Source organism: Paenibacillus sp. LS1, from assembly GCF_026013365.1.
Lineage (GTDB): Bacteria > Bacillota > Bacilli > Paenibacillales > Paenibacillaceae > Paenibacillus.
Window position 1 is genome coordinate 46,505 of sequence record NZ_JAPDOE010000005.1, and the last position, 26,802, is coordinate 73,306.

General features: G+C 39.6%; 23 protein-coding genes and 1 tRNA gene. 21 read left to right on the plus strand and 3 right to left on the minus strand.

Annotated elements, in window-relative coordinates; translation table 11 throughout:
- Positions 1–535: 535 nt before the first annotated feature.
- The 5 genes from OM416_RS31935 to OM416_RS19310 all read left to right on the plus strand — a co-directional run bounded on the left by OM416_RS31935 (position 536) and on the right by OM416_RS19310 (position 10,554).
- Entirely contained in the window at positions 536–733 is a 198-nt protein-coding gene (locus OM416_RS31935) for an S-layer homology domain-containing protein (RefSeq protein WP_413775808.1), read from the plus strand.
- 152 nt (positions 734–885) lie between these two features.
- Positions 886–1,698, plus strand: a complete 813-nt coding sequence (locus OM416_RS19295; RefSeq protein ID WP_264932226.1) for a hypothetical protein — start codon at positions 886–888, stop codon at positions 1,696–1,698.
- A gap of 684 nt (positions 1,699–2,382) precedes the next feature.
- Positions 2,383–7,668 carry an S-layer homology domain-containing protein gene (locus OM416_RS19300; protein ID WP_264932228.1) on the plus strand — a complete coding sequence of 1,762 codons (5,286 nt, stop codon included), beginning with the start codon at positions 2,383–2,385 and terminating at the stop codon, positions 7,666–7,668.
- A gap of 105 nt (positions 7,669–7,773) precedes the next feature.
- The gene (locus OM416_RS19305; RefSeq protein ID WP_264932230.1) at positions 7,774–10,089 is read left to right on the plus strand and encodes an ATP-binding protein; all 2,316 of its coding nucleotides are present in this window, start codon (positions 7,774–7,776) and stop codon (positions 10,087–10,089) included.
- An 81-nt stretch (positions 10,090–10,170) separates the two neighbouring features.
- A complete protein-coding gene (locus OM416_RS19310; protein ID WP_264932232.1) occupies positions 10,171–10,554 on the plus strand; it encodes a hypothetical protein in 384 nt (127 codons plus the stop codon).
- Between the two features lie 97 nt (positions 10,555–10,651).
- Here OM416_RS19310 and OM416_RS19315 read toward each other — a convergent pair whose 3' ends face one another.
- Positions 10,652–12,757, minus strand: coding sequence for a hypothetical protein (locus tag OM416_RS19315; protein ID WP_264932235.1), 2,106 nt, complete (start codon positions 12,755–12,757; stop codon positions 10,652–10,654).
- A 253-nt stretch (positions 12,758–13,010) separates the two neighbouring features.
- Between OM416_RS19315 and OM416_RS19320 the strand changes: the two genes are divergently transcribed.
- Positions 13,011–13,610, plus strand: coding sequence for a hypothetical protein (locus tag OM416_RS19320; protein ID WP_264932237.1), 600 nt, complete (start codon positions 13,011–13,013; stop codon positions 13,608–13,610).
- A 327-nt stretch (positions 13,611–13,937) separates the two neighbouring features.
- Here the strand turns inward: OM416_RS19320 and OM416_RS19325 are convergent, their stop codons facing one another.
- Positions 13,938–14,498: a zinc-ribbon domain-containing protein gene (locus tag OM416_RS19325; protein WP_264932239.1), complete on the minus strand. Its 561-nt coding sequence runs from the start codon at positions 14,496–14,498 to the stop codon at positions 13,938–13,940.
- Between the two features lie 544 nt (positions 14,499–15,042).
- On the opposite strand from OM416_RS19325, the gene OM416_RS19330 reads away from it, so the two are divergent.
- From OM416_RS19330 to OM416_RS19375, 10 genes are all read left to right on the plus strand, one after another.
- A complete protein-coding gene (locus OM416_RS19330) occupies positions 15,043–15,582 on the plus strand; it encodes a sigma-70 family RNA polymerase sigma factor (RefSeq protein ID WP_264932241.1) in 540 nt (179 codons plus the stop codon).
- A gap of 19 nt (positions 15,583–15,601) precedes the next feature.
- Complete coding sequence (locus OM416_RS19335; protein WP_264932613.1) at positions 15,602–15,847, plus strand: helix-turn-helix domain-containing protein; 246 nt, start codon at positions 15,602–15,604, stop codon at positions 15,845–15,847.
- Positions 15,848–15,976: 129 nt separating this feature from the next.
- On the plus strand, positions 15,977–16,846 hold the full coding sequence (locus OM416_RS19340) for a S8 family serine peptidase (RefSeq protein ID WP_264932243.1): 870 nt from the start codon (positions 15,977–15,979) through the stop codon (positions 16,844–16,846).
- A gap of 71 nt (positions 16,847–16,917) precedes the next feature.
- Positions 16,918–16,988, plus strand: a tRNA-Cys gene (locus OM416_RS19345).
- Positions 16,989–17,020: 32 nt separating this feature from the next.
- Positions 17,021–17,257: a glutaredoxin family protein gene (locus OM416_RS19350; RefSeq protein ID WP_264932245.1), complete on the plus strand. Its 237-nt coding sequence runs from the start codon at positions 17,021–17,023 to the stop codon at positions 17,255–17,257.
- A gap of 32 nt (positions 17,258–17,289) precedes the next feature.
- Positions 17,290–17,496 carry a hypothetical protein gene (locus tag OM416_RS19355; RefSeq protein ID WP_264932247.1) on the plus strand — a complete coding sequence of 69 codons (207 nt, stop codon included), beginning with the start codon at positions 17,290–17,292 and terminating at the stop codon, positions 17,494–17,496.
- Positions 17,497–17,684: 188 nt separating this feature from the next.
- Positions 17,685–18,599: a S8 family peptidase gene (locus OM416_RS19360; protein WP_264932249.1), complete on the plus strand. Its 915-nt coding sequence runs from the start codon at positions 17,685–17,687 to the stop codon at positions 18,597–18,599.
- A 131-nt stretch (positions 18,600–18,730) separates the two neighbouring features.
- The gene (locus OM416_RS19365; protein ID WP_264932251.1) at positions 18,731–19,360 is read left to right on the plus strand and encodes a hypothetical protein; all 630 of its coding nucleotides are present in this window, start codon (positions 18,731–18,733) and stop codon (positions 19,358–19,360) included.
- A 682-nt stretch (positions 19,361–20,042) separates the two neighbouring features.
- Positions 20,043–20,999 carry a hypothetical protein gene (locus OM416_RS19370; protein WP_264932254.1) on the plus strand — a complete coding sequence of 319 codons (957 nt, stop codon included), beginning with the start codon at positions 20,043–20,045 and terminating at the stop codon, positions 20,997–20,999.
- 37 nt (positions 21,000–21,036) lie between these two features.
- Positions 21,037–21,654, plus strand: a complete 618-nt coding sequence (locus OM416_RS19375) for a DUF2441 domain-containing protein (protein ID WP_264932256.1) — start codon at positions 21,037–21,039, stop codon at positions 21,652–21,654.
- A 597-nt stretch (positions 21,655–22,251) separates the two neighbouring features.
- On the opposite strand, the gene OM416_RS19380 is transcribed toward OM416_RS19375, so the two are convergent.
- Complete coding sequence (locus OM416_RS19380) at positions 22,252–23,208, minus strand: IS30 family transposase (protein ID WP_264932259.1); 957 nt, start codon at positions 23,206–23,208, stop codon at positions 22,252–22,254.
- Between the two features lie 20 nt (positions 23,209–23,228).
- Here OM416_RS19380 and OM416_RS19385 point away from each other — a divergent pair, with 20 nt between their 5' ends.
- The 5 genes from OM416_RS19385 (at position 23,229) to OM416_RS19405 (ending at position 26,589) form a co-directional block, all read left to right on the plus strand.
- Positions 23,229–23,756: a hypothetical protein gene (locus OM416_RS19385; RefSeq protein WP_264932261.1), complete on the plus strand. Its 528-nt coding sequence runs from the start codon at positions 23,229–23,231 to the stop codon at positions 23,754–23,756.
- A 58-nt stretch (positions 23,757–23,814) separates the two neighbouring features.
- Positions 23,815–25,110: an RES family NAD+ phosphorylase gene (locus tag OM416_RS19390; protein ID WP_264932263.1), complete on the plus strand. Its 1,296-nt coding sequence runs from the start codon at positions 23,815–23,817 to the stop codon at positions 25,108–25,110.
- Between the two features lie 46 nt (positions 25,111–25,156).
- Positions 25,157–25,543 (plus strand): hypothetical protein, encoded by a 387-nt coding sequence (locus OM416_RS19395; RefSeq protein ID WP_264932265.1) that lies wholly within the window; start codon positions 25,157–25,159, stop codon positions 25,541–25,543.
- Between the two features lie 78 nt (positions 25,544–25,621).
- Complete coding sequence (locus tag OM416_RS19400; protein ID WP_264932267.1) at positions 25,622–26,161, plus strand: hypothetical protein; 540 nt, start codon at positions 25,622–25,624, stop codon at positions 26,159–26,161.
- Positions 26,162–26,253: 92 nt separating this feature from the next.
- Positions 26,254–26,589 (plus strand): hypothetical protein, encoded by a 336-nt coding sequence (locus tag OM416_RS19405; protein ID WP_264932268.1) that lies wholly within the window; start codon positions 26,254–26,256, stop codon positions 26,587–26,589.
- Positions 26,590–26,802 lie beyond the last annotated feature (213 nt).

Here is a 26,802-nt window from a genome sequence, read left to right on the forward strand (position 1 = left end):
TGCGAAGCACGCATTTATTCCTTATAGGGATAGACGTGTTTTTTTTGTTTTACTTTCTAACAATCTTTTTTTGGGGGATAGTAATTTAATTGAGGAATAAATTACATTAATATCCAAAGCAAGGCGGAATTAAAAAACTTAGTCATGAAAGTTTACCAAATTGGTAAACTCCCGAGTAACAAACTAGCTGATAAGACAACAGACAATGTCTTGCTTAACTTACCTTTTCTCATTCTTTGTATCCCCTTATTGTCGTCAATTATATGTACAATGATGGAACATTCGGCGGCAAGAAAAATGTTACTCGACCAGAATTTGCGATTTTTATCAATCGTGCCCTAGGGTACACCTCGTTCTCTTCTTATCTAGGGACGTTTGCTGATTTTAACCAAGAAGCCTGGTACGCAACAAACTGAACTTAATTCTGCTCTTCAAAATGGTATTACAAAAGGATTTAACGAAAATACCTATCGTCCAAATGCATTTATTCCAAGAGAGTAAGCAGCAATTATGCTGTCTAATGTACTTTTGAATAATGGCAATATTGTCATCAACTGCTGAGTTTGAAGCTTACGACTCTATCGTAAGCTGGACAACTGAGAGTGTGGATATCGTTACCCAAGAGTCAGTATTGGGAGGATATCCTGGGAACAAATTCTTACCTAAGCGAGAGTTGACGAGAGAAGAAGCAGCGCAACTGATCTATAATCTGATTCAATCAGAACAAAACTAAAAAACATTAGGCCAACTTTCGATGTTTATGTCGAGCTGGTCTAATGTTTTTTAGCAACCCTTATTTCCCACTAGATAGTCGAAATATTCAGTTAATAAAATGTTCAATGTGGTAAATCCTATCTGTGAAAACACAAATAGGGGTGAAGAAACGTGTCAGATACAAAATGGGAAAGTACCATCGTCGGAATTGCATCCGATCTTGCTCTAAAAATGGGTGCAGACATCATCAAGAATTACTTCCTTCAACAGCAAGAGCTGCAAAACATTGAAGCAATGGTTAATGAAATATGTGCTCGTGTTCAAAAGATTGTAGATCTGGCATTTTTTCGAGAATATAAAGCTCAACTAAGAGCTTTGCAAAAAAATCTTGATGATTATGCCGCAAATCCTCATAATACATCTACTTTGGATGAATGCCATGTCATGTCTCAGGAATTGTTTCAAAAGTTTACTGATTTCCATACCTTAGAAGGTATTGCAGCTGCAATGTATGCAGCTACCTTACACCTAATCACTCTACGCTCTGAAAGTGATCACGATCCAGGAGGACTTGTTAATCTTCAGAGAAGAGCAAACGAAATGGCTGATTGGGTTGTAGGTTCTTCTGATGAGGTAATAAGCATCTACGAAAAGAGTATTGGCCCGATCCAATTAGATAACTTTAAGGCAGAATATGATTCGCATCGAAACAGGTTTGCTAGACTTGAGAAATGGCTCGGGTATTATGATTTTTTTAGGGGGGATTGGGTTTTTATAAAAGCTGAAAAGAAACTAGTTGAAGAAGAGGACCGGTACTTATCGGAAGATGATTTAAAGAAAAAGTATGAGCCGACCTTAATAAATGAGTGCAAAGATCAGCATCAAGTCACATTTCTTGCAAGAAGAGCGGAAGGAATTAAGATTCAAAATGTAATGTTGACTACTGCTGAGAAATGGAAAGGTATGAACCTAATCCCCGTATGAACTCGTAAGGACCCTTTCAGTAGGAAATTTGCCTGTTGGTGAGTAAGGTGCTACTATGGGAGCAACTAAAAAATAATTTTTATGCGAAGCACGCATTTGTCCGTACGGGATAAGTGTGTGCTTTTTTTGTTTTGTTCTTAAAACATTACATTTAATTTTGAGGAAGAAGGGAGTTGAGATTTTGAAATTACCTAAAGTAGCACCGGTCTATCAATTAAGTGATAGTAATGCAGATACATTCATAACCACAAAAAAGGGCAAGCGAAAGACGAGTGCTGTGGAGATGAAGAGTTTCAACGAGATATTGAATAAACTCCTTATTCAGACATGTAATAATTAAATTAGTTTTCTATTTGCTCGTATTACAACAGGTGTTTTTAGAGGTTCATGTGAAGATAGAACATTTTCTCATGCATGTAAATGTCTAAAGGCAGTTTGCATTAAAGAGGTTTTACAAGACTTTAAGATGCTTGGGCCAACAAGATAAGCTGACACAAGGGGGAGGAAAGATTAGCGCAGACAAAGTAGATGGGAAGGCGAGAATGAAGTGGTAGAGTTATAGACTTATTTGAGGGGGGGAATTCTCCTTTGAAATGAGTCTAGAACTCAATTAGATACGAAAGGAGTAATGCTAGTTACAGGAGATTGGGTTAGACATATAAAATAGACGAGGAGATTTGCGACATGCTTAGAGGTAAGTTTAGTAAGATTATGTCAGTAGCCCTTTCAGCTAGTTTGTTGATTGGTAGTTTACCATTGTTTGGTGGAGGTAAGGCAAGTGCTGATGTAGCGCATGAGAAAGTAAATGGTAATCTGATACAACTCAATGAGTTTGGTGGGTTCGCACTAACTCCTCATGGCGGTTTTGGATCTTGGGGGTCAATAACTCCTGGTTACGATAAAACAATTACTTCCGCAGAGGGAGAAGGTAAAATAACTAATCCAATTGTAATGATGAGTTCCGATAGAAGCACTACGTATGTTCAAGATAGTGTGGGAGATATTTATTATTGGGGAGCACGCAAGACCGAGGTAGGTAATAGCTACAGTACTGTGGCTTATCCAGCTAAAGTCACAGATATTTCGAACGTTGATCAGATTCAAACAGCAGATAGATCCAATCTTGCTGTTAAGGATGGGGATCTGTATTTGTGGGGAGCTCTGAATTATAGCAGATTCAGCTCAGAGTACAACACAGGTACCCCTAAGAAGGTACCTCTGCCAGGCAAAGTCAAGAAAGCTTTGTTTGCTACAGGGAAAACTTTGATTTTGCTGGATAATGGAGATCTTGGTCAAATCAGCGAAAGTAAGATGACTTACACTTCCTTAGGTCAAGAATCTATGGAGGATTTCTGGGTAGGCTTTGAATATGCTATTGCAAAAAATACTCAAGGAGAGCTAATACATTGGCGTCCATATGATACCTTTCCTTCTTACAGAAAAATAACTAATGCTCCAGATGATATTAAGCAGATCTCTGTGGGTAGAAATCATTTCTTACTGTTGCGTGAGAATGGTAAGGTAATGAGTTTTGGTATAAATAACTCATTGTATCGTCAATTAGGAACGACTGTAGATACATCAGGCACAATGACTAGTAATAAGTTGGTCGATGCGGATAGATTGCCTGCGAATGTGGTGTATGTCTCAGCCGGTTATGAAAATAGTGCAATTGTAACTGCTGATGGTAAGGTTTATGTGTGGGGTTATAACGCTTTTGGCAACTTAGGTCTTACACATAAAAATAGTCTGGGTGTACCCACGGTAGTTCCTGAGTTGTCTAATTATGTTTTAGTTGCTCCGACTAAACCGTCTACACCAACTAACTTTAAAGTAACAACAGAAGAATCTAGCTTGACCGCCACTTGGGATTCTGTAGCTGGAGCAACGAGTTATAAAGTAACTGTAGGTGAAGAAGAGGTTTATAATGGTTCTAATTTGTCATTTACTTACAAGGCTTTAACAGCAAATACAGACTACATTGTAGATGTTGTCGCGGTAAACAGTGCGGGTGAAAGTACTAAGTCAAGTTTGACGGTTAAGACTAAAGTTCATGCTGTGAATGCCAATTTAGACGAGCGTGGGAAGTACGGTAACAACCTGACAGATGCCCCTCATATGGATTACCTTAATTGGGGTTTTGCTGATCAGACTACTTTAGTCTTACAGTCTAAAGCTGAGTATAATTACGCTGTAAGATTTTATCTAGATGGTAAAAGTGTTTATTACGCAGATGGAACTCCGTCTGTAAAGACTCTAACCAACTTGCCCAAAAATGCTGATACTACTTTAGAGGTAGAATGGACTCAGCGTAGCACAGGAGACACCGGAAAGTGGAATTTACTTTTGTCCTCTCCCATGACCAAAAGTCTGGTATTAGGGAATCAAAGTGCGACTTTTGGTGATGTTGTGGATCTAAAAACCGCTGGTCTGTGGAAAGTTGCTGGGAACAATTTCCTGATTAATCATTCCGGTTATTATGGGAGTGTTGGTGAGGGAACTTCTACAGCTAAATGGGCTCTAGATCTAACATCGAATACAACAGGTTCTTTTGGTAAAACCCTTCGTACTGCCAATGAAACCATTGCTGCCGGAAGTGTAGACTATCCATTTGTACCAAGAACTTGGTCTGTATATTCCTGGATTGAGGACGAGAAAGTTTACGATTACTCTTCTGCTATAGGACTAGCAGGTAACCGTGATTATAAAGAGTATTTCGGTATGATGTTGTATGATGCCAACGGATACGGAGGCGTTACTTTTAGTAAGGGATTTGTAAGTCCTAACACTGTGGAGGATGCAACTAAGGTTGGTGGACAAGGTAGAGTATTTACCGGCCAATCTTCTGGTAGTGCAGCTAAACCAAATTATCAGCTGAATGTTGTAGCTAGTAATGAGAAATACTCGGTACCTCGCATGGGTGAGATTAATTCTGAAACTCAATTTACAGGAATAGGAACAACAACTAGTCCATTTGTTATTGCAGAGAGGTTATCTGCACCAATTAACCTTACTACTAACGTGGTAAACAAGACTAGCCTAGTGGTGTCTTGGAACCCTGTAGCGGGAGCAGACAAGTACACAATTATGATAAATGGAAAGATTGCGCACACCAGTTCCGAAGACACTTCAAAGGTGTTTTACGACATGCTTCCAGACACGAAATATGTGGTAGAAGTGTTTGCATCTAAAGGTGGAGTAGACGGATTGCGATCAACTTCAACATCAATAACTCCAGAAGCTGAAGCTAAACTGGAAGCTCCAACCACTCCTACGGTTGTGAGCACTGAAGTAGGTAATGTTAAGATCAGCTGGAATGTGACAAGTGGTGCATTGCTGTATAAAGTATTCCGTAACGGTGTAGAAGTCGGTTCTGTAAGTAGTCCTTCCTATACTGATAAAAACGCTGTAGAGGGAGAAGCTTACTTGTACTCGGTTAAATCCTTCGATGGCGCAAAGAACAGTGATGCTTCGCCATTCGTGCTGGTGAATGTAACTGCGAAAGTGGAAGTTCCTAAAGCTCCATCGAATCCGAGTAAATTTAGAGTGGTATCGGATGAGCATTCTGTTACAGCAAGTTGGGAAGCTGCTGTGGGAGCAGATACTTATCAAGTTGTAATTAACGGACTTGAGGTATATAACGGTCCTGAACTAAATTATACTTACACGGGACTTCCTGAGAAAACGGAGTATCGTGTGGAGATTTCTGCAGTAAACTCTGTAGGCAAGAGTGGCAGTCAGCTAATGACTATTTGGACGAAGGACCCGCTTAAATTGCCGGCGGCAAAGAATCCAAGGGGAGAGACTACGTCTAACGAGGCCATTATTTCCTGGGACGCAGTAGAAGGTGCTACAAGTTATTGGGTTCGTATTAATAATGATTTTGTTTATGAAGGGGCAGATACAACCTTCACTGCAAAAGGATTAGGCTCAGACAGACCTTACACCGTATATATCTTTGCCAAAAACGATAAGGTAGATGGAGAACCAGCTACACTATCAATTGTCACTAAAAAAGAGCCAGTAGTGTTGGATAAACCGACTAACTTGGTTGCAAATCCAAAGGCGACTTATATTAAATTGACTTGGGATGTGGTATCTGGTGCAACGGAGTATATTGTTAAACAGGGTCAAGCAATCGTGTATCAAGGCAAATTGACCACTTTTAAACAAACAGACCTTCCGAGCGGTGCAACGTACAACTATGAAGTTATAGCTGTAAAAGGCGATGCGCAAAGCGAACCAGCTACAGTAAGCGCAACAACATTAGTTGCTCAGTTGGCTTATCCTGCAAACTTCCGTGTGACAGACTTAGCATGGAATAATATTCGCTTGGACTGGGATGAAGTAGAGGGAGCTGACGAGTATCTTATCACTCGTGATGGTATGTCAATTGGTGTACCTCAGAATACAGGGTGGTCTGAGGGCTCTGATAGTATTTGGCCGGGCGCAACTTATACGTACAAAGTTGCAGCTTATAAAGATGGAGTACTGGGTAAAACTGCTCAAAAGGTTGTCACGATTCCAGCAGAACCAGTGGTGGGGCAAGCACCGACTGGGGACCTAGTTATCAAAGCAAACCGTGTCGAACATAACAGAGTGGGACTTAGCTGGTCAACTGTGACTGGTGCTACTTATTATGATGTATATCAAGACGACACCAACAAAGTTTGGACTGGGTCACTTAACACAATTACTGATCCTAATGTGGGACCACAAGAGCAGCATACGTATAAAGTTGTTGCAAGTAACGAGTGGGGAACGTTGGATTCTAATGTGATTGAGGTAACCACTCCAGCAGCACCACAAAGCATTGTGATTACACCTGCAGCGCCTATGGAGGGTACGATTACTTTTAACTACAAAGTTGTAGAAGGTGCAGTAATGTATACAGAACGTAACCCACAAACTAAAGCGATACCTTTGGGCGATGGAACGTATAAAGTAACATATTACAATGCGGCAACGGGTGAAGCCCGTGATCTGGGGATTCAAATTCCGATTAACGGCATGTTAAATTTTGTTGAGACTGATGTTGACCCTAGCAAAAACTATCATTACGATATCACAGCAGTACGTGTCAAAGCTGACGGATCAGAAGAAGTAATTGCTAGAGAAGAAGTTAGCATGACTACACCTGCTGATGGTTCTGGAGTTACGGTTCCTGGTACGACACTTCCTCCTACAGATCCAGGAACTGGTGGAGGAAACACACCTACTCCGAATCCTGGTACAGGTAACGGAGGCGGCACAACGCCTACAAATCCAACAACACCAGGAACAGGTGGATCAGTTACAAACCCATCGACTGGGGGCAGTGCTCCAAGCGATACCAATGGAGGATCTGAAGGGAATGGAACGGTAGCAGTCCCAGGTACGGTTGGTGGAACTGACACTGAAGTCATTACGGAAGAAGAAACAGAGCCAACAACCTCACCAAGCTTCTCGGATGTTGAAGGAAGCTTCGCGAATGAAGCGATTCTTTCCCTATCATCCAAAGGAATTGTTAAAGGGTATTCCGATGGAACATTCGGCGGTAAGAAAAAAGTAACAAGAGCAGAATTCGCGATCTTCTTGAATCGAGCCCTGGGGTACACGTCATCTTCTCCGTACGCGGGAACGTTTAAAGATTTCGATGAACAAGCTTGGTATGCTTCAGAGCTGAGCTCTGCTCTTGAAAATGGTATCACTAAAGGATTTAACGATAACACTTATCGTCCAAATGCATTTATTCCAAGAGAGCAAGCGGCGATTATGCTAGCTAACGTTCTGATGAAGAATGGATCAGCACTATCAGATGCAGCTTCATATGTTGATCAAGAAAACATTGTTGGTTGGGCGAAAGAAAGTGTAAATCTTGTGACCCAAGAATCCGTGATGAGCGGTTATCCTGGTAACAAATTCATGCCGAAGCGTGAATTGACGCGAGAAGAGGCAGCGCAATTGATCTATAATCTGATCAAATCATAATAACAAGTCAATCAATTAGGTCAGTTTCGATGAATTCTATCGAGCTGGCCTAATATTGTATTCCGATCGTTTTTTTAACTACATATTAAGTGGAGGCTGGTAATAATGATTTTGCCGTTCGAATTAGACCCACAAATTATTCATCATATTATTCACAATCAAGCAGGAAGTATCGGGAAATCAATTATAGAACTGATCATGAATTCAGTTGACGCAAAGGCCAATAGAGTGAAGCTAACCATGAATAAAGAAGGGTTCGTTTGTGAGGATGACGGACAGGGGTTTGCTACGAAAGAAGATGTGCTGAATTACTTTGGACGCTTCGGGACGCCCCACCATGAAGGGGATGCAACGTACGGCCGTTTCAGACTTGGCAGAGGACAAATTATGGCGCATGCCTCAACCATTTGGAGCTCAATTAATCACCAAATGGTTGTAGATACTCTGAAAATGGGATACTTTTACGACTTGATCGATTTAGATGCACCCATCCCAGGATGCTACATCACAGGTAAGTGGTATGACAAACTATCCGATACGGAATTATTGAGTACTCTCCAAGAAATTCGTGATCTCGTTCGTTACACACCGGTTGAAGTTGAACTCAATGGCAAGACCATTACTCGTAAACCAGAACACGAGAAGTGGGATCACCAAGATGAATACGCGTACTATCGTGTTAAACTGGAAGGCGCAGTTTCTATATACAACCAAGGTGTATTAGTGAGACATGATGCTTCGCATATTTGGGGGGTTGGGGGCTTAATTGTTACTAAGAAAGCAATTTCCTTAAATGTCTCAAGAACCGAGATTATAAGAAAAACGTGTGCTGTATGGCAGGAGATCGCTAAGCAATTTCAAACCCTAGCACACGAGATTAGCGATAAACTACATGATAATCGCAAAACTGAAGCACGTAGAGAAAAATCCGTACGTAGCTTACTAAGTGGTGAAGGTAACCTTTTCAATCTTGTATATCGAGAAGAAGTAGTAACCATTCTTCCGGGTAATCGACATATCACACTTTATGATTTCATTCATCGTTTACTACGTGAGCATAGGAACAATTGCTGTATTGTTGAGAATCATAATGATATTCCCAAGGCTGAAACCATGGCTAAAGCAAAAATATCTATTTTTATACATCCCAAAACATTAGATAGATTCGGTGTTTACACTCCTGATCAATTTCTGGAAATCTTAGGACTGATTCAGGATAACTATGATCAATTCTGTGCTTTAAATGGTTACGATAATCGCCGGTATGCAATGTCAATGAAAGAAATTGAACTTTTAGATTATTCCCTACTGAGTCAAGGTTTTGTAGAACGGATGGAAATCCTGAAAGAGAACACTGTATTGGATCGTGAAACGAGAAGAGCTTGGACTGCATTACGTTGGTGTCTTCAGCAGTATGCTGGTGTTTGCTTAGGGAAAGTTCGTGATAATAATGGAGCATTAGGATATGGGGAAGAGACGTTCTCAATTTTGTTAGGATCATCTAACACGGCTGAGGCTTGGACTGATGGTGAGTTTTACATTGCTTTTAATGTTGAAATCATAAAAAAATTGAAACGGGACCCACTGAAAACAGCAGCTTATATCTTCTCTTTATTGGAACATGAAATTGCTCACGAAGGTGACAGTTTGGATGCCGGTCATGATGAGGTTTTCTATCAACGATATCATGATATATCAATACGTATGAGCTCAGAGCGGCAATGGTATATGCATATCTGGCTGACGAAGTATACGACCAGCCTGGAATATGAAAATAAGAAAGCTTCAGGTCGGGCTTGGTCAGAACGTGTCTTAATTGATCGGGTCGGTAATGGACGGATGAAGAAGGGGTTACCTCCACTGATAGAAGACGCTAGTAATGACCCTATAGTTCAAGCATTTGTTCCAGATATTGATGAAACATTAGTTGATCAAGTCAATAATGATCTCACTCTTAGAGGCCTATTGCCCGATGCCTCCCAGTGGGATGATATTCTGAGTAAGTCAAAATATATAAGAGGCTCAAGCAATAGTTCACCTCATCAAGAAATATATCCTGACGATGAATTAATCGAATGGTACGAAGAAGAGATGGCTGCAGAGCGGGAACGGATTTGTAGTATCATTGAAATAGAAGATTCTTCCTTAGAAGATATGATGTACTACTATCTAAGTCATGCATCGGAAGAAGAAATCAAAAATATGTGGGCTGCAAAACCATGGGAAGATGATGGAGATAGTGATCAAAAACCAGATGAAACACACAACACGGAAGAAGAAATAAATCCTTTGTTACAGTTGGATAAAAATTACCATCAATACATTGAAACGGGAGAAACCTGGTGGTCTCTTCAAAGAAATGCAGCTGCAGCTGGTCATCACACCGTAGAGAAGTATTTGCTATGGCGTGTGGGTAAGTAGGTCCCTTCTAACCTTCAAGCCAAGATGAGCGTAGAATCGTGGAAATAACGGCAATATAAATAAAGAGGGAGTATTGTAATCGTGAATATTGAAGCAATTAGAAATTATACCGTAAATAGAAACCAAGGAGACATTCGGCTTACTGTTGATGAAAATTATGATTATGAGAGTACAGAATATTCATCCTACATTCGTGCACAATTAAAGTACTTTATATTGGCCAATGAGATGGAAGACATGTGGATTAAAATCTGTCCTGAGTGGTCTAACTTTCCGGAGTTGGATGAGTTGAAAGTTCAGCATATAGACTGGTTGGATAACCTACCTGAACCCAAATGTTGTTTGCGTTTTATAGAAGAACACAAGTTTCTTGAAAAAGCTAAAAGACATGATCGTGAGCTGTATAGTCATTTTGTAGATATAGTATCTTTATGGGATGATGGGTTTAAGGTTTTTTTATCATGACTCGTTAATCGATAGCGCCCAACGTAAGTACAGTTGGGCGCTATCGACTATCTCATGAAATTGCTATGATATTTACTGGAGGATACCATAGAGTACTTTAATCTTCATTGTATCTTCTCTCTTCTTCAATCCAGAATCGATGAGGATTCTGACCGTGTTGCTTGCAAAGTTGAATATATCCAGATTTGCTTAGGTGAAAGAGCACATCAAAGTTTATTTTTGCCCAAGGATTTGTAATTTCCGACTCCATAGGGTCTACACGAGTGGACCAAGAATTATGTGAGGAATATATCTTCATCCTCCAGAATTGAAGAATATCAGGTAATTCGAATAGTTTATATCCACACATTAATGCTAAATCATTAGCGTCATTAGGTGTGAATTTTGCAAAAATTGTTGCTTGGCGACCGTTTACAGGACATAAGTACTTGGATGGGAACTTTTCTTTAGTACCATGTATCTCCAAATCCTTTAAACACGAAGAATTCATTCGACTATTGTACTTATTATCTGCAAACTTTGAGAAAAGACTTAAAATGCTCCGTCTATTGTTTACTGAATCAAATTCAGAGACTGCAAGTTTTCCGTTTGCTATTGCAGTTAGTAAAAAATCGATATTACTAGTTATAGCATTTGCAAACCATGCTTTTATTTCAGCTTTGCGTTCATGATACTCTTCCAAGGCGGCTTGTTCGATCAACTTTGCTTTGTTATATCTTGCAGACCATCGTTGGTTTGCAATAACTTCATCGGCTGTCCCAAAATAGGTTGAATCCATTGATTGGAGCGAAGGAATCGTCTTATATAATTTATCTCTGTCCCAGTAAGGTAGATCATCCAATGTGGATCTTTGGACTTTTAGTATTTTCTTATTACCAATCACACTAATATTGTGTTTCCCCTTTAATATTCTTCTACCTAAGATATTGGATACTTCTTCCTCTTTATTGGCTGCATAAAGTAGCGTAGACTCAGTGTTATCGTCTATAAGATTAAATAAATCAGTATCATCCAGTTTATGTTGGTAACGCTCTTCCATCCAGCGGTTATCGGAACCCCCTCCACCCCAATCCTCCTTAAATTTACTGTCGTAGGTTAAATCCTTGTTCGTTAGGGGAGATGAATTAAGTACTTGATAATTATCTATCATTACAGGTAAGTCTCTAGCAGCAGCAATCAATACATCCTGATTTTTTAACATATCACCCGTGTAAGATAGTTCTTTTGTTTTAAAATTCTCTTTCCAGAATTTTAAGTGAATTTGGCTGAACATCATAGAGATCCATATTATTTCATCAGGGTGCAGTTCAGAAATTCTTTTCATTGGATGAGAGGTAGACTGGTAAGGAGCAACAGCATGAGACTCTTTATGAATGACATAAGCTGAACGCCCCCCTTCAGAGAATTCAAGCCCCATTAAATCATAAGGAAAGTGATGCCTCCACTTTCTTTCTGCAAGATTTCTATCTGGTCTACGTTGCTTAAATTTGGCTAAAGGATATGCTTCCTTATCACGGTCAGTCAGAATGCTCACTGTCCCACCATTCCGGATGCCAAAGACAAAGAAAGAAGATGTCTCATGTGGGTCGCGTATCAGATTTAGGGTAATACCGGATTTAGGGATTTGGGTCATCGATCTGATTAGACTGTTGATATTCCAGAACTCATAAACCATATCGAAGTATACGGGATGCGTATCATCTGACTCTCCTTGAAGGAACTGATGGCATTCTAACGACTCAATAGAACGTAATGCATCTCGCCTTAAAAAGCCTAGCGCATGTAAGTCGCTAGCGAGAGAAAAGGTTTCTTCATTAGTAACTCCATAATGCTGCAACGAGGCCATGACACTGTCCTTGAATGTTTGCTTTGCTTCTGTGACTTCTTCAGAGTTTAGAATACTCAGTAATTCTCGACTTTTCTGAAGATAATCGGTTAAGACATCGTATTCTTCTAAGATTGACATTACACTGAAAGTCCTGTTTGTGAGGTAATCACGAACAAAATAATCTAACATCATCATCGTTGTAATCTTAGAAGGGTCCAGTTTGAGTGATTCTTTTAGCTCCTCATTGATGTGTCTTATCTCCCATTCATTCGTGGTAGACCAACTCTTTGTATTCGGATCAACCCCTGTAATATCAACCCATATTTCAAGGGCACGAACTATGGAATCAAGCCCTTGAATTGGTTCATCAATCATGATATCCCTCCTGGTATGTATGCCATAAAGCCGGCTTACCTTATATTGATTAGTTTGGCCTTTACTGAAGAGAAGAGTTCTAAAATGTGAAAACAGATCGGGCGGTAAAGGTTATTTTTAACCTATCACAATCGATTTCACTTAACAAAATTGCAAAGTTTTTTTTCAGGTTGTGCATGCATCTAGTAAAAGTACATTACTCGACGTATTATGAAGTTGAACAAAGATATTATTAATTAGGGAGGGTAACCATATGTCTACCGAGGACAAAGATCAAGCAACGCGAATCACTGAGGTTATCAGTAATATTTTTGATGAGAATGATCCAATTGTTAATTTGGAGCTACCTACATATTATGAACCCCTTCAGCGAATGGAGGATTTGACGTATGAAGTGGAATATCAAATAAGCAAAATAAATAATACTGGGCACAAGTTAATCCATCAAGCAACGAATCGATACAACGAAGAGGTGCTTGTTTTCCAGATTCTTAACGATAGTAGGGAAAATGAGCACATACATCTAAGGGTTATGGTCATTACCAAAAATGGTGTGCAAGTACCGTATTCCAATGTATTTCTAGGAATCAAACCAGAGCAAAATAAGATGCATATAAATGACTTCAGGATAGAAGGGGATCGAGTTAACCGAGGTTATGGCTCTATTGCGATGGAAGCTATTAAGAAACTCGTAAACGAGCTGAAAATCACACTGATCACAGGAAGTATCACAAGGGTTGACTGGGATCATATTGAACGATCGGTACACTTCTATAACAAGCATGGATTCACATGTAAACTTGATGCAGGACGTGAAGTGGGTAAAATTGAATGGAGAGTAAGGAGTAAATAGAGTGGACCGATGAGGAGGAGATTTAGACAGAGTGCTTCAAATATTATTATGATGAAGCACTCTGTTTTTCAATATCGATTACTGCAGATTTGAGGTCACGTAAGTTAAACGGTTTTTGATCACCTGGTAAGAGTGAGTGCAGAACCAAATTTCTTCCTTTTCTCCAGCCATTATTTGAATCGTTGTAGCAAACCGTCTTACATGGGGGAATCGAAAATTCAGTGTACTTCATTAAATTACTCAAAATCCCATAGTCACCTGGTGACCTGATGTTGAGGTGAGCGGGTTGAATGGAGCAGTCGTACTGAATAGAAATTCGATAGCATATTAATTTTCGATCCAGAATCTCTCGTTTAATAGTTGGTATAATCTATTCTGTGAAGCCGTGCCAAATAACCTTATCTGGCATAATTCCATGTAACTGATATCCATCAACTGTTCGATGGTGTTAATTCTATGGCGCATCAGGCATAAATACATTCTCTTTTCAAAGGAATGGTCCACTGGTGTTAAGAGCTCCTCAAGATCCAAGTTATAATCAAAATCATCAGCCAAGTTGAAGATCTCTCGCAAACTCAATGAAGGATTATTTTTGAGGTCTTGGATTGTACCAAAACGTAGTTCACGGTTTTGCTTACGTTCAAGCTCTTTTAAAAGAAATTCCTTTTCTCTTTTGATCCGTGCACATTGGGCACAGCCTTTAGTTCTTACTCTAACTTTAACTGGATTGAATTCTTCATGCCCGAGCTCACAAACCCACCAAACTCGTCGGTGTGAATCTGCTGAAACGTCTCCCGGAGTAAAGTTTTTTGTTTTGCTGAAGTTCCAATCGGTAACTAATTGATGATGGGTTTCGAGTAGTGATTTTCTATCCAAGTGTTCAAACATTGATATCACTCCATGATGTTCAGGATCTAAACTTCATCTCATTATAACTTTTTAACTGCCAGATTTGAGAATCTATTCATGCAAGTTGCAATAACTAACTGATTAAAAAATTAGCAAAGGATTTGGTTGTTTTATTTCCCTTTCACTTCACTTTATTTAATAGGCTTAGTGAGGAGGAATAAGAATGGACAATCTAATTCAATGGAGAACTAGGCATCACTCATTAAAAATAGAACTACTAAAACTTAGTAACAAAATTCTAGAATCAAGGGAACCTGACGACATGATATTTTATCAGGAACTGTGTGAAAAGTATGCACATCATTTGAAAAAGATAGAAAACGAGTGTTTCCAAGCTGTTGGAGTTAAAATTTGTTCGTGTAACTTTAACCCTGAAAATTGCAGTTAATTTACAAGCCCTTCCTTCACTGGAAGGGTTTTTTTATATGTCTGTTCGTAATATAATAGGAACATAAGTTCTCATTCGGGTTGTTATTCAACCTTCTAACATCACTATATATATATAATTGTAGGGAGGCGCTCTATGGATAATTTAAGTAAATTACTAGATAAGTTTAAGAACAACGTAATTCTAAAGGAATTTATTGGCGATGAAAATCACAAGAGGCTGCTTTTCGAATACATAAACAAGCCGACAATCTCTGCTAAAAAGAAACTCGATGAAGAATTCCGTAAGTTCTATTTTGAGATCAGATTTACCGCATACATCCTTTCACTAATTCGGTTTGCATCTATAGATTTCGACAAGCGGGTTAGACGAGTTAATCTCAGGTCAGCATTGATCTTAGATGACAATGATAACTCAAGTCTACTAGGCGGATTTGTAAATGGACCAGAAGTGAAATCGACAGAGATAGAAGATATGTTCTCAAATCCGATTCTGTTCAAAGCAGTTCAACGTTTAACAAAAAAGGAAAAAGAGGTGTTGCTACAAGCGTATCTGATGGAGATGTCTGATACTCAAATTGCCCTTAAAAATAACGTATCCCAACAGGCCGTTTCTAAACTACGAACAAAAGCGCTAAAAAAAATAAGGGAATATGCATCCCAACAAAAGGACTGATATCTATATGGATTGTTTAATGACCCTGCTAATACAAGCTAGAGAGAATGATAAAAATGCTATGGAGTCAATCATCGTGAAGTTCAATCCCAAGTTGCAGAAATCACTCTATCAAACTACGCAGCAGGATCGTAATGATCTGAAGCAGGAAATTCATCTAAAGATCATTGAAGCGGTATACAAATATGATCTCGAAACGGTTCCTGGTTTATGGGAGTTCATTCATACCAAAGAGGATGAAGATATGCTTCTCCAGCCAAATTGAGTTCTGTATCTGATTCACATCTTTAAGATATTTAACAATTATCCGTTTAGCCAACTAAACGGTATTTCTCGATTTGAGTTTATGGTAAAGGTTCATTTGTTCTATTTACATCTTATCGGAGGTGGTTTTATGTTGGAGAATGTGCCTTCCAGTCTTCAAATAACTAGCTGTGTAGATAAGAAAGGATCAGAAGTCTTTCCTTCTATTAATGCTGAGAAGTTGTGGAAAGAAGGTATCAAGGGGAAGGGGAGCGTTGTTGCTATCATTGATGGCAACTGTCAGATTAACAATCCGGAATTGAATGATCGGATTATTGGCGGCATGAACTTTGTATCTGGAGAGGAGCCATCTGATTATACGGTTACACCGAATCATGGTTCTGCTCATATCACCGAATCTCCAATGTGTAATGTGGTTATTGGGAGTGCCCCACTTGCTAAGTTGCTTGTTCTAAAGGTGACAAATGACCAGGGAATTGCGTTTAACAATGATGTCATTAGGGCAATATTCTATGCAATCTACTGGAGAGGCCAGGGCGGTGAGCGTGTAGGAATCTTGACGATATCTTTAAGAGTATCAGAGCACGACCCTATGCTTTACAACGCAATTAAATTGGCAACATCACATCATATACTAGTTGTTGCCTCCACAGGGGTGCTGACACGTGCAAATGATTCTGGAAATCATCGTGATTATCCTGAGATTGTGTCGGTTGGGGCGCTTGATGAAGGAGGGGGTCCTTCGCATACAGGCAACCTATACAGCTATGCAGACATTTACGCAATGGATCAATTCCTATTCACTTCTGAAATAGGGCACGATATGTACATATCTGGTCCTTCAGTAGCCACTGCTCACGTAGCAGGTGCAGCAGCTCTGCTGTTACAGGCACTTAAATCCGAGAATAGGGAGCCTATTACAACAAGTGAGCTGCTAATCGAACTGAAGCGAAATACAGTTAGGATAGAACCCAATAAGCAAATGCTTTATTTCACATAGCAAAACAAGTTGCTTCTGGGGTTGTTAAATCCTTCTTAAGCATCACTTTCTTAGTATAGAAAAGCAGTTATGGGGGTATCGCCAAGCGGTAAGGCAAAGGTCTGCAAAACCTTTATCCCCGGTTCGATTCCGGGTATCCCCTTGAAAAACCACTAATAGAATGGAGGAAGATTGATGAAAAAGGATATTACTGTGTATACGAAGTGGAGTTGTGTGCATTGCGTCAAAATGAAAGAATGGCTAAAGGAAAACCATATCGATTACAAAGAAACGGATGTAACAGAGATCAGCGATCCGAATCTGCTTGAGACGATTAAAGGTGTTCCTCACACTATCATTAAGAACGAAGATGGTACAGAGAACGTGGTTACTGGTTTTAACGTGAAAACGCTTAGTGGAATGCTTCTGTAATTCTTTCTTACCTCTTTGAAAGGGGGATATGTATGAGTGCAGAGGAGATCATTTCATTGATAGCAAATGTAGGATTTCCAGTATCGTTATGTGTTATCCTTCTTCGTTATATCTTACAGACATTAGGAGAAAAACTAGATAGATTAGATCAGTCCGTGAATCAACTTATTTTAACGATTAAAGATCTAAATATCCAACAAAGTTCAATCGCTAGCAAAGAAGAACATCACTCGGATTGATAAGGACTTATTTTACTTTCCCTCCCTGAGGCCCCCCCCAGTATAAATAAAAATCCTGTCTGAATATAAAAATGAGTCTATCAAAGCAACCTACTCAAGGTTGTTTTTTTGTTTTTGTTTACACTTTTTATTCTAGAGGGATTCATATGCACTTGATCCCAATGCAAATAATGAAGGAGTGATTTATTTTGAAAGATGGCGCAAAGGAAATCGTTCTAATTCCAAATGCTATTGCTTCAATTTATGAGGAAAGTGATGAAATCCCACTTGGTGTAAAAATGGTGGGTGCGCTTAATTATTGGAAGGAAGGTTTTACGGGAAAAGATGTTGTCGTTGCAGTTATTGATACGGGATGTCAGATGGATCATCCGGACCTTAGGAACAACATTATTGCAGGAAGAAACTTTACGCCGGATTTTGGAGGGGACGTTAGTAATTATGGAGATACACTGTTTCATGGTACTCACGTTGCTGGTATTATTGCTGGTTCTCTAAATAATGAAGGTATTGTTGGAGTAGCACCCGATGCCAAGTTACTGATTCTTAAGGCTATTTCTGAGAGCGGTGAGGGGACATACGATTATCTGATCAGGGCGATTGATTACGCTTTACATTGGAGAGGGGACACTGGGCAAAGGGTACGTATAATTACCATGTCATTGGGAGGTAGTAAGGACCATAGGGGGCTGTATGAAGCCATAATGCGTGCCATTAAGGAAAATATCCTGGTTATTTGTGCTTCAGGTAATTCAGGAGACAATGATTTAGATACAGATGAGTTTATGTACCCAGGATACTACGAGGAAGTCGTACAGGTCGGTGCTGTGGATTTGGATTGCTTATTGGCCCCATTTTCAAACTCAAACGATCAGATCGATTTATACGCACCTGGGGTTGGTGTGTTATCGACAATTCCAAAATCACGTTATGCTGAAATGTCTGGGACTTCAATGGCAGCACCTCATGTGGCAGGAGCTGCTGCTCTATTAATCAACAAGTTTGAGCTGCTCACATCGAGAGTGATGTCGGAATCCGAACTATATGCGGCCCTTAGGCAGAATACAGATGATTACGGAAAGCTGAAAATATTACATCTCAAATAGGTTGTGAACGGACCATGTAGAGATACTTTATTAGATATAAGGACGCTGACCAGTCAAGACCTGGCAGCAACCTTGGATTAAATTACTGCAGGGTTTAATCCACTAATTCAACTATACTGGAGGAATTAAAAATGAGTACAAATTATAAACGCGAATTGAGCAAAGTGGAGAAAGAATTCTTGGCAAACAGCTTGAAAGCAAATCCAGGGGTGCAAACCATAGTAGATTATTTCACCAAGGAAGGATTCATCGCTGAATCCCAGTTCAACATCACGAATGCGGTACAACTTCAAACAGCCGAACAAGGTGGGACAGTTACTGAAATCGAGCTTGGTGATACGGCATATGTCTGGTACAGCAACTTCACACGTGTTGAGCACCCGGAGAACATTGAGCAAGTGATCGGTGTCATTGTTGAGGATGGGAAAGAAAAGCAATATGAGATTGTTAATGACTCCGTGCAGCTGATTAATGAAGCTGAAGTTGTTGAGACAGCTGCTAAGGAAGACATCGTTACACCACAAGATAATTGCTTTATTCATGGTAACTGGTGTGGGCCTGGCTGTAGTGGTCCAAGTGCTCCGGTTGATGCAACGGATCGTTGCTGCATGAACCATGATAAGTGCTATGAAGCAAACGGCTACTTCAGTTGTCAGTGTGACTGGAACGTGCTGGACTGCTTGAGAGGTGTGTCTGGTTTTGCAGCTGGGATCGTTAGAGCCTACTTTGTTGCTGCACAAGTGGCCGGCGCGTGTTCTTAAGATAAATGAAGTAACTCATTACCTGTGATTAATACAATGACCGAATCCTGATACAGGGTTCGGTCATTGTATTTCGGTTATGGACCAAGAATCAAGGTTCCGAAAAACATATACAGTGGGAACAGTAATAGGGCAAATATATTGATTATGATAAGTATGGTATCTGTCTTCGTATGAACTTTCTTTTGTGCGAAATAAACTGCCAATAATCCTATGGGCGGGAGAATGAACGTTGATTTGATCCCAATACCGTCAAGAAATTGACCATAGTGAATAAACAAGCCATCAATACAAAACAAGGCTACCGTAACAATGAAGGTTGCACCAGATGTAAAGCGTAATTTCTTTGGACTCAAGTCTGATTCACATCCATTCACCTAATGTAATGTAGAATTAAATTGAAGTACCAGAACGATACATATAGATTTTACCATTATTTCAAATAAGATTAAAGTGAGCGTTTGAAACCACTTACATTAGTGAATTAGAAGAGTTGCTTAGAATATAACTATAGGTCTCAGTTTTGATTTCTAATGTAATGACGATTGGTTCATATCAAAGTAACTTATGGATTTATTAAATTATCTCTCAGCTATGTCCGATATATAGTACGTAAAAGGAGGAGAGGAAAATACATAACAGGGGTAATAAAATCAAGTTTGGATTAGTCAGTGTATTTCTCATGGCAATGACCATAGGACTGATAGGGTGTTCGTCCAATCAAAACAACAGGATTACCGTAGATATCACAGTGAAAGAAGAGTTTGACAGCGATAATCGCCTCAAAATTTACGGTAACACTAATCTGCCAGACGATATGGAATTGATGCTTTCAATTACTGGTGAAGATGAATATTCCATTCAATCTAAGGTGCACGTGTATAATGGATTTTTTGAGAGTGATTGGATGTCTAATCAAGGGGAAGGACTTAAATCTGGAAACTACAATCTTCTACTGACTTCTTCAGCGGCCACACTACAACCTAATGATGTACAGAAATTACTTGGCCAACAAGGTGAAAATCTCGCTGGGGAGTACATAGTTCCTGTGGAGCCTATAGGCAATCTTGTAGGATTCACATATGCATTTCACACGGATTCTTTTTCCAATACAGTCCTTGAAGAGGAGGATGTATGGGAGACGGTGAATGGCCACTTAGCAACAGGACAATATAAACTAGCAACAGAGCTTATTGATCAGCTACCCGATCCTAGCAACGATCTTCAGATGATGCAGTACTTCATAACGTATCAAATTCAGAAAAACCTGGGTGAAGATAAAAAAGCACTAGAATCTTTAGATAAAATACCCAGCGGATATACCGGCCGTAATGAGGATTTAGTGTCGTATTACAAATATTTAGAGCATTTTTATGAGGATTCAGCACCATTCAGTTTTAATGATTATGTGAGCCTCTATAGAAAGAACCGAATAACGCCCACTTCGTTTTCCTATTACAAACAACAATTTTCTGATGAGAATAATGATCCGAGTTCGAATAGCGAATCTATACCGACTTTGATCAAAGAAGGCGATATTAATGTCTATGGAGAATATCAACCGGTGGAAACGATGACAGCAGAAGAATTACTCGCTGAACTAGAAGAGATTGTAAAGCATTCGTTACCATCGAAATAAGATACAAATGTATAGCTTCAGAAGGAGGAGGGTCTTAATGAAAATTGTGTATAATGAACGGTACTTCCATATACAACGAAATAAAAGCTGGGGCGAATCAGATCATTGGGATATTGGATCTACCATTAAGATAGGAGACCGTCATAATAAATTAATGAAAGAACGATACTTGACTGACTATAAGATGCCGACACAAATTGACCTTGAGAAGTTACATTTAGATGCCTCTGTAAATCCCTTTTATCTGCGTAACATCGGGATTGTGTACCATGAGTATATTATCAAAACAAGAGAGTACATTTTTGAAAATGAAAGGCTACTAATCAATCCAGACCTGCCATCTCGGTTCACTTGCTTATTTTTGACTGATATAGATGGAATCGAATTCTGGAAACAGAGATTACTAAATAATCCTGATCAACAGCCTTATACCATCTACGAAATTAGCGTTTCTGGACGAATTCATAAAGCTAACCAACATTATGTAGAGTTAAACACGAGAAGCCAAGAGTATAATCATCAGTCAGCGAGGGAATATTGGAGTGGTGTTGATGCTGATAAAGAAGGAAGTGAATATCTTTTTGTTGGAGATATGCTAGTGAAAAATCGTGAAGATTTCAACGTGGGTAGAGAATATAAAGAAATAATTCGCTGAACGTGTCCGATTTTCTGTTTTTGGTCCCTATGATAGTAAAGGGGGATTACCATGAATGAATTGGCCATCATGTGTGAAATATGTGAGAAAAACATAGCGTATATATGCAAAGATGAAGGTGAGATGCAGAATCTGCTTACATCCACCCAGGAGTACTCCTACTTCCTACTCTGTGAGAAATGCTCTAGATTAGATTGACGGGTTGGGTGAAACATTAAGGACGACTTATTCGTCCTTTTTGTCGTTCCGTAAATACTACTGGTTAATCGACATTCTCATTAAAAATAGTACCAAACCTAAGTTGGATATATAATATGGTTAGTTGTTCAACATAAACAAAGTGGGTATTGTAGGGTTTGAAATATTTCTTGAAACATATGGTCCATAAAATTCCCCATGAGGAGGTACTGTGGTATGCATCCACGACAAATTAAATCTACTCTAGCAACCCTCTCACGCTATAGTAAGGGTGAAAATATTTCACACGAGGTTATGAGGATCGTCGCTTCCGATATGCTTGAGATACATAATAAAATTTCGGAGGAGCTGTATGAGCAAGAGCAGGATTATGATAAATTGTTTCACAGCGACGGATTGTCAAGCGAAGTGCGACAGTTCCTCTATGAAAGATTCGTGAGCAGTTTTCCAACCTAAGCATTTTCTTGGCCTGTGATTGATTAAATCAAGGCAGTGGGCGAGAGCATCATCCTCTACTTGAGCGAAATCGGTGCCCTTGGGGTGGAACTCTCGAAGTAATCCATTCCCATTCTCATTGGAACCGCGTTGCCAGGATGAATACGGGTCAGCAAAATAAACATGCAGGCCATGGGTTATTTCCAGATTGGCGTAGCAAGCAAACTCTTTTCCACGGTCAGCGGTGGCCGTGAGAAATGTCCCTTTGGGGTACTGTGATATGGCTACACCAAGCGCAATCTCCATGGACAATGCGGTACGATCAGGCATGAGAACAGCGGTAAACAGACGCGTTTTGCGTTCAATGAGTGTGGCTACGCATCCTTTACTTCTCCCGCGGCCCGATACAACGGTATCCAATTCCCAGTGTCCAAACGTTTCACGAGAACGAACCTCTTTTGGACGATCTGAAATGGTTCTGCCTATGGCGAATTTACCACGAGTTTCTGCGGGTTTCCGACGCTTCCCTTTGTGACGTAAAACTTGTAATGTACCTTGAACAAGACGTCCTGCATAGATCCAGCGATAAATCGTTTTAAAGGAAACCGCAGGTAGATCTTCGGTGCGGAAACGTTCTGTGATTTGTTCTGGAGACCACGTTGCCTCTAGTTTTTCCGCAAAAGAAGCCCCTAAGGCTTCTGACCATTTACCACGAGAGACCGAAGCCTTACGTCGTTCCCGATAAGCACTCTGGGCATGCTCTGCCTGATAAGATTGCGATGAAACCATGCGTTCCAATTCACGACAGATGGTCGAATGATGACGGCCCAGCTCCTTGGCAATCACTCGTGAACTTTTGCCTTGCTGGTGGAGGATTTCTAGCTTGCTGCGTTCGATTATGCTAAGATGTGTGTAGCTCATGGTGGATTCTCCTTGTGTGAATGGTTGTTGTGGTGACTTCATTCTACACGAATCCGGCCATGGGCCATTTTTTATTTATTTCCAGTGGGTGTCGCACTTCATATTACAATCCGTCCAGCACAAATTTATTAGAAGGGACAGAAAGCGTTGCTGCACTTCATCCCAAATACGAGCACCCAACTTTAAATGAAGTGCTTGTATATTTCCCACCTGTGGGGGAAGCTTGCTTAGAATTTTGTTTTTTTCTTCAGCGTGACGGCCAGCGTTTCTTCAGAGATTATCAGGAAATGTATGAAAGTCATAAAGATGAGCTACCGTTTTGTGAGACATATGAGCAATACATAACTAATTTCCTTGAACCTTCACTCAAAAAGTATGACAAAATTCGCTTGGGTGTTAATCCTTATGATAATAATGCTACTTGGTTGGGTTTGAAAGATACAAACCAATATACCTTGAATTTTTTGCCACGAGTCAATTATGATTTTTATTTGGGGGCAGCACAGTATAAGTCAAAATATCTACAGTCAAAAAGAGACATATTTTGAATACTTGAAGCTAAGAACTGGAGATATAACAAAATGGAATTATGAGAGGAAATAAACTATGCCCAAACCATCAGAAAAAAATAAATTAGAACAAGAGCAATATAAAGATGATGCAGGATATCTTCCCCCCCTAACATCACATTCGGCTCACAACCGTTTGATTGATAGCCATATGTCTAAAAAAATCATTACACCAGTGGATCTATTACCAGATAGCTTGAGCTCAGTTATTGATGGTATGGATACCATTGGTGGGATAATAAAAGAAGTTGGTCCATTAGATAATTTCAGGAGTATTACTGATAATCACTGGAATGTAAAAGTCGGATTTGAAGCTTTAAATCAGCCGTTTTCAGCAATCGAGTCCATAACTAATAGGTCAAGTTTATTTCCCAACGAACTTTCGAAAAAAAAACTGTTTGGTGAAGCATTTTCGATCATTGGCGGTGATAGTAACGTTATAAAAATTGATGACCCCCTGTGTTCACTCCTGAATACAAGTTGGGGGCCAGGTGACGAGAGTTTTTCAATCTTTGAGGTAGGAGAACTTCCTTTTCAATTAGCCAGAGAGAGTATCATTGCTGCAAATCGAGAGTTTACCTCGTTTATGGATGCTTTTGAAAATAAGGAATACTCTTATGAGACCCATAAAAGTAGCATAAACGAGGAACAACCCTCGTTATACTTGAGGAGACACAATGATAAAATGCCTGTTGAGCAGTTAAAACGTGCATTTGGTTTAAATACATTATTAGAAATTTCGGAAAAAGAAATGGTTGATTTCGTTGGAAGACTTCAAAGACTTCCAATGCTTGCTCTGGAACATCGTGTGGGGAAACATATTCTCAATTCAATAGATGAAATGTCCGAGATGACTGATATTAAAGGACTCACAGTGTACAGATGTAGAACGAGATCGCCTGAGGAGATGTCATGGTCTGAATTTGAAATGTGGGAAGCACCTTCAGGAGTAAGCTCTCAAGGCCGCTTTAATGCTGAAGGGCGGGGATTTCTATACCTATCAGAAGATCCGGAAGTTTCAGTTGCTGAAATGAAGCAAACCACTGTGACAACGTATGACATCATGGAATTGGAGTGCAGCGCTAAGTTTAAAGTCATCGATTTAACGAAACATCCGGATTTAAATTTGTTCAGGTATTGCATGTTTGAATCCAAATCAAAAAATAAAAGGGAATATTTAGTTCCTAATTTTCTAGCCCAGTGTTGTGAGCTCAAAGGAATCAAGGCGATTAAATATAAGAGTATATACAAACAAGATAGTCCTAATTATGTTTTCTTTGATTACTTAACTGACTGGTTTAAATATGCAGGTACATGCTCTGTAAAAAAATAAGTTGAAAAATCGTGGTTCAATCCCACATAAATAGGGGCCAGTTTAAATGCCTAAAATAATAACCGACTATATGATAGAAGTTTCGTATGATCATGCTAAGATGGTGTATTATAATCAGATGACCATAGTAGATGCTTTGAAGGAAATTGAACAACTCTCGGGTATGAGGCAAAGCTCAGCGAAGGATTACATAGGTAATTTCGCTGACATGATGGCAGGAAGCGCATACACTCGTACAATGAATAAAAAAGCGACCGAGTACTACTTAAACGGCATCAAAAGGGATTATGGGATTGAACAGTTGAAACTAGCCGTTTCCTCCGTTAGCAAGCATGCGAAGTATTATGGTGCTTTAGGTAATGGGCAGCTTAGATACGTCACGGATTTAGCCCAACGTATTGGGCGTGAGATTTTAATGGATGAGAACGAATGATATAAGGGCATCTGTACATGTAGAGCGAACCAAAATACATTGCAGACCGGTTTTCGCTAATTATGATTAGAAGGAAGGGTGTTTGTCATTAACGAGGATATTATTAAAAGACTAGGGTTGCCCTCTGTAGAATATGTAGCAACTACTGAAGGAATCAATGTTACTGCTGATGATGTTCTAATTCTAGGAGTGGCACGTGAGGATGTAATCAAAGGACGAGTGGAACGTTACGTGAGAGAGTTTGAGAGGTTCGGACGGAGAAAGAATATGGGCCAGGTGAGAATCCTTTTTGATGGTTGGGAACATGATCCAAGGGAAGTTTACCAAATCAGAGAGATCACGAACTGGGCAGCAAGACTCTTGAAAAACGTGCCTCACTTGTTTTATTTCCTTGCACCTGAAGACTATGCTATGAGAGTCTTTTTTATGTGTATTGTAGATGTTAAGTCCCGCGCCGGTGATAAAGTCTCTATTAGTAAGGAAGAGGGTAAGGTATTAATCGAAAAAGTGTCCAAGAGTGCTGTGTCGTTTGCTAAGAAATCGAAGGAGTCCGTAGAACGACAGTTTCATCTGGCTGAGAGCATTCTACATGAACTTGGATATGATGAGACAGCTTGAAGTGGATCAAGTGTTAAGGTTTACGGATAAGAAATATTGGGGCGCCATGTTACTTGATAACTTATGCTGCCTCAAGGAGGAGGGTAAACACGATGATTACGAAAGAGAATCTGGATTCATATTATAAACAAGGGGTTAGCTATAAAATGCTAACTAGAAAGTTCGAAGCAGATCTCCCTCAGTTTACTTCATATAAAGAAGTCCGAACATTCTTTAAAGATCTTTTTGGGGAGGATTTTATGTTACAAAGCAGTGAAGGCGAGGGTAAGGATAAAATATATTTTTTCACGCTAATCCACAATCGACCAGTATGGGAGGCGGGTATCAAGGAGTTAGAGGCAAGTGGAAGCCTGACAGGATTAGAGTTTGCGATGTCATCTCAAGATATTCAAATATACGTTGATGGGCGAATTCACATTGTATATTGAGGCACCTCACAAATAGTTTAATGTCACATTATTCTCCGAAAATCTCATTGTTAAATCAGCCGCCTGAGTTGTAGGTGGCTATTTTTAATTCCAGTAAATTAACAAAGTTTTTTTATGATTTGACAGTATATCTATCTCGGCTGTATATTTAACATATTCCTGCATATGTTAAATATGCGAATACATTATCGTGAATTAGGGAGGTTTTTCTGA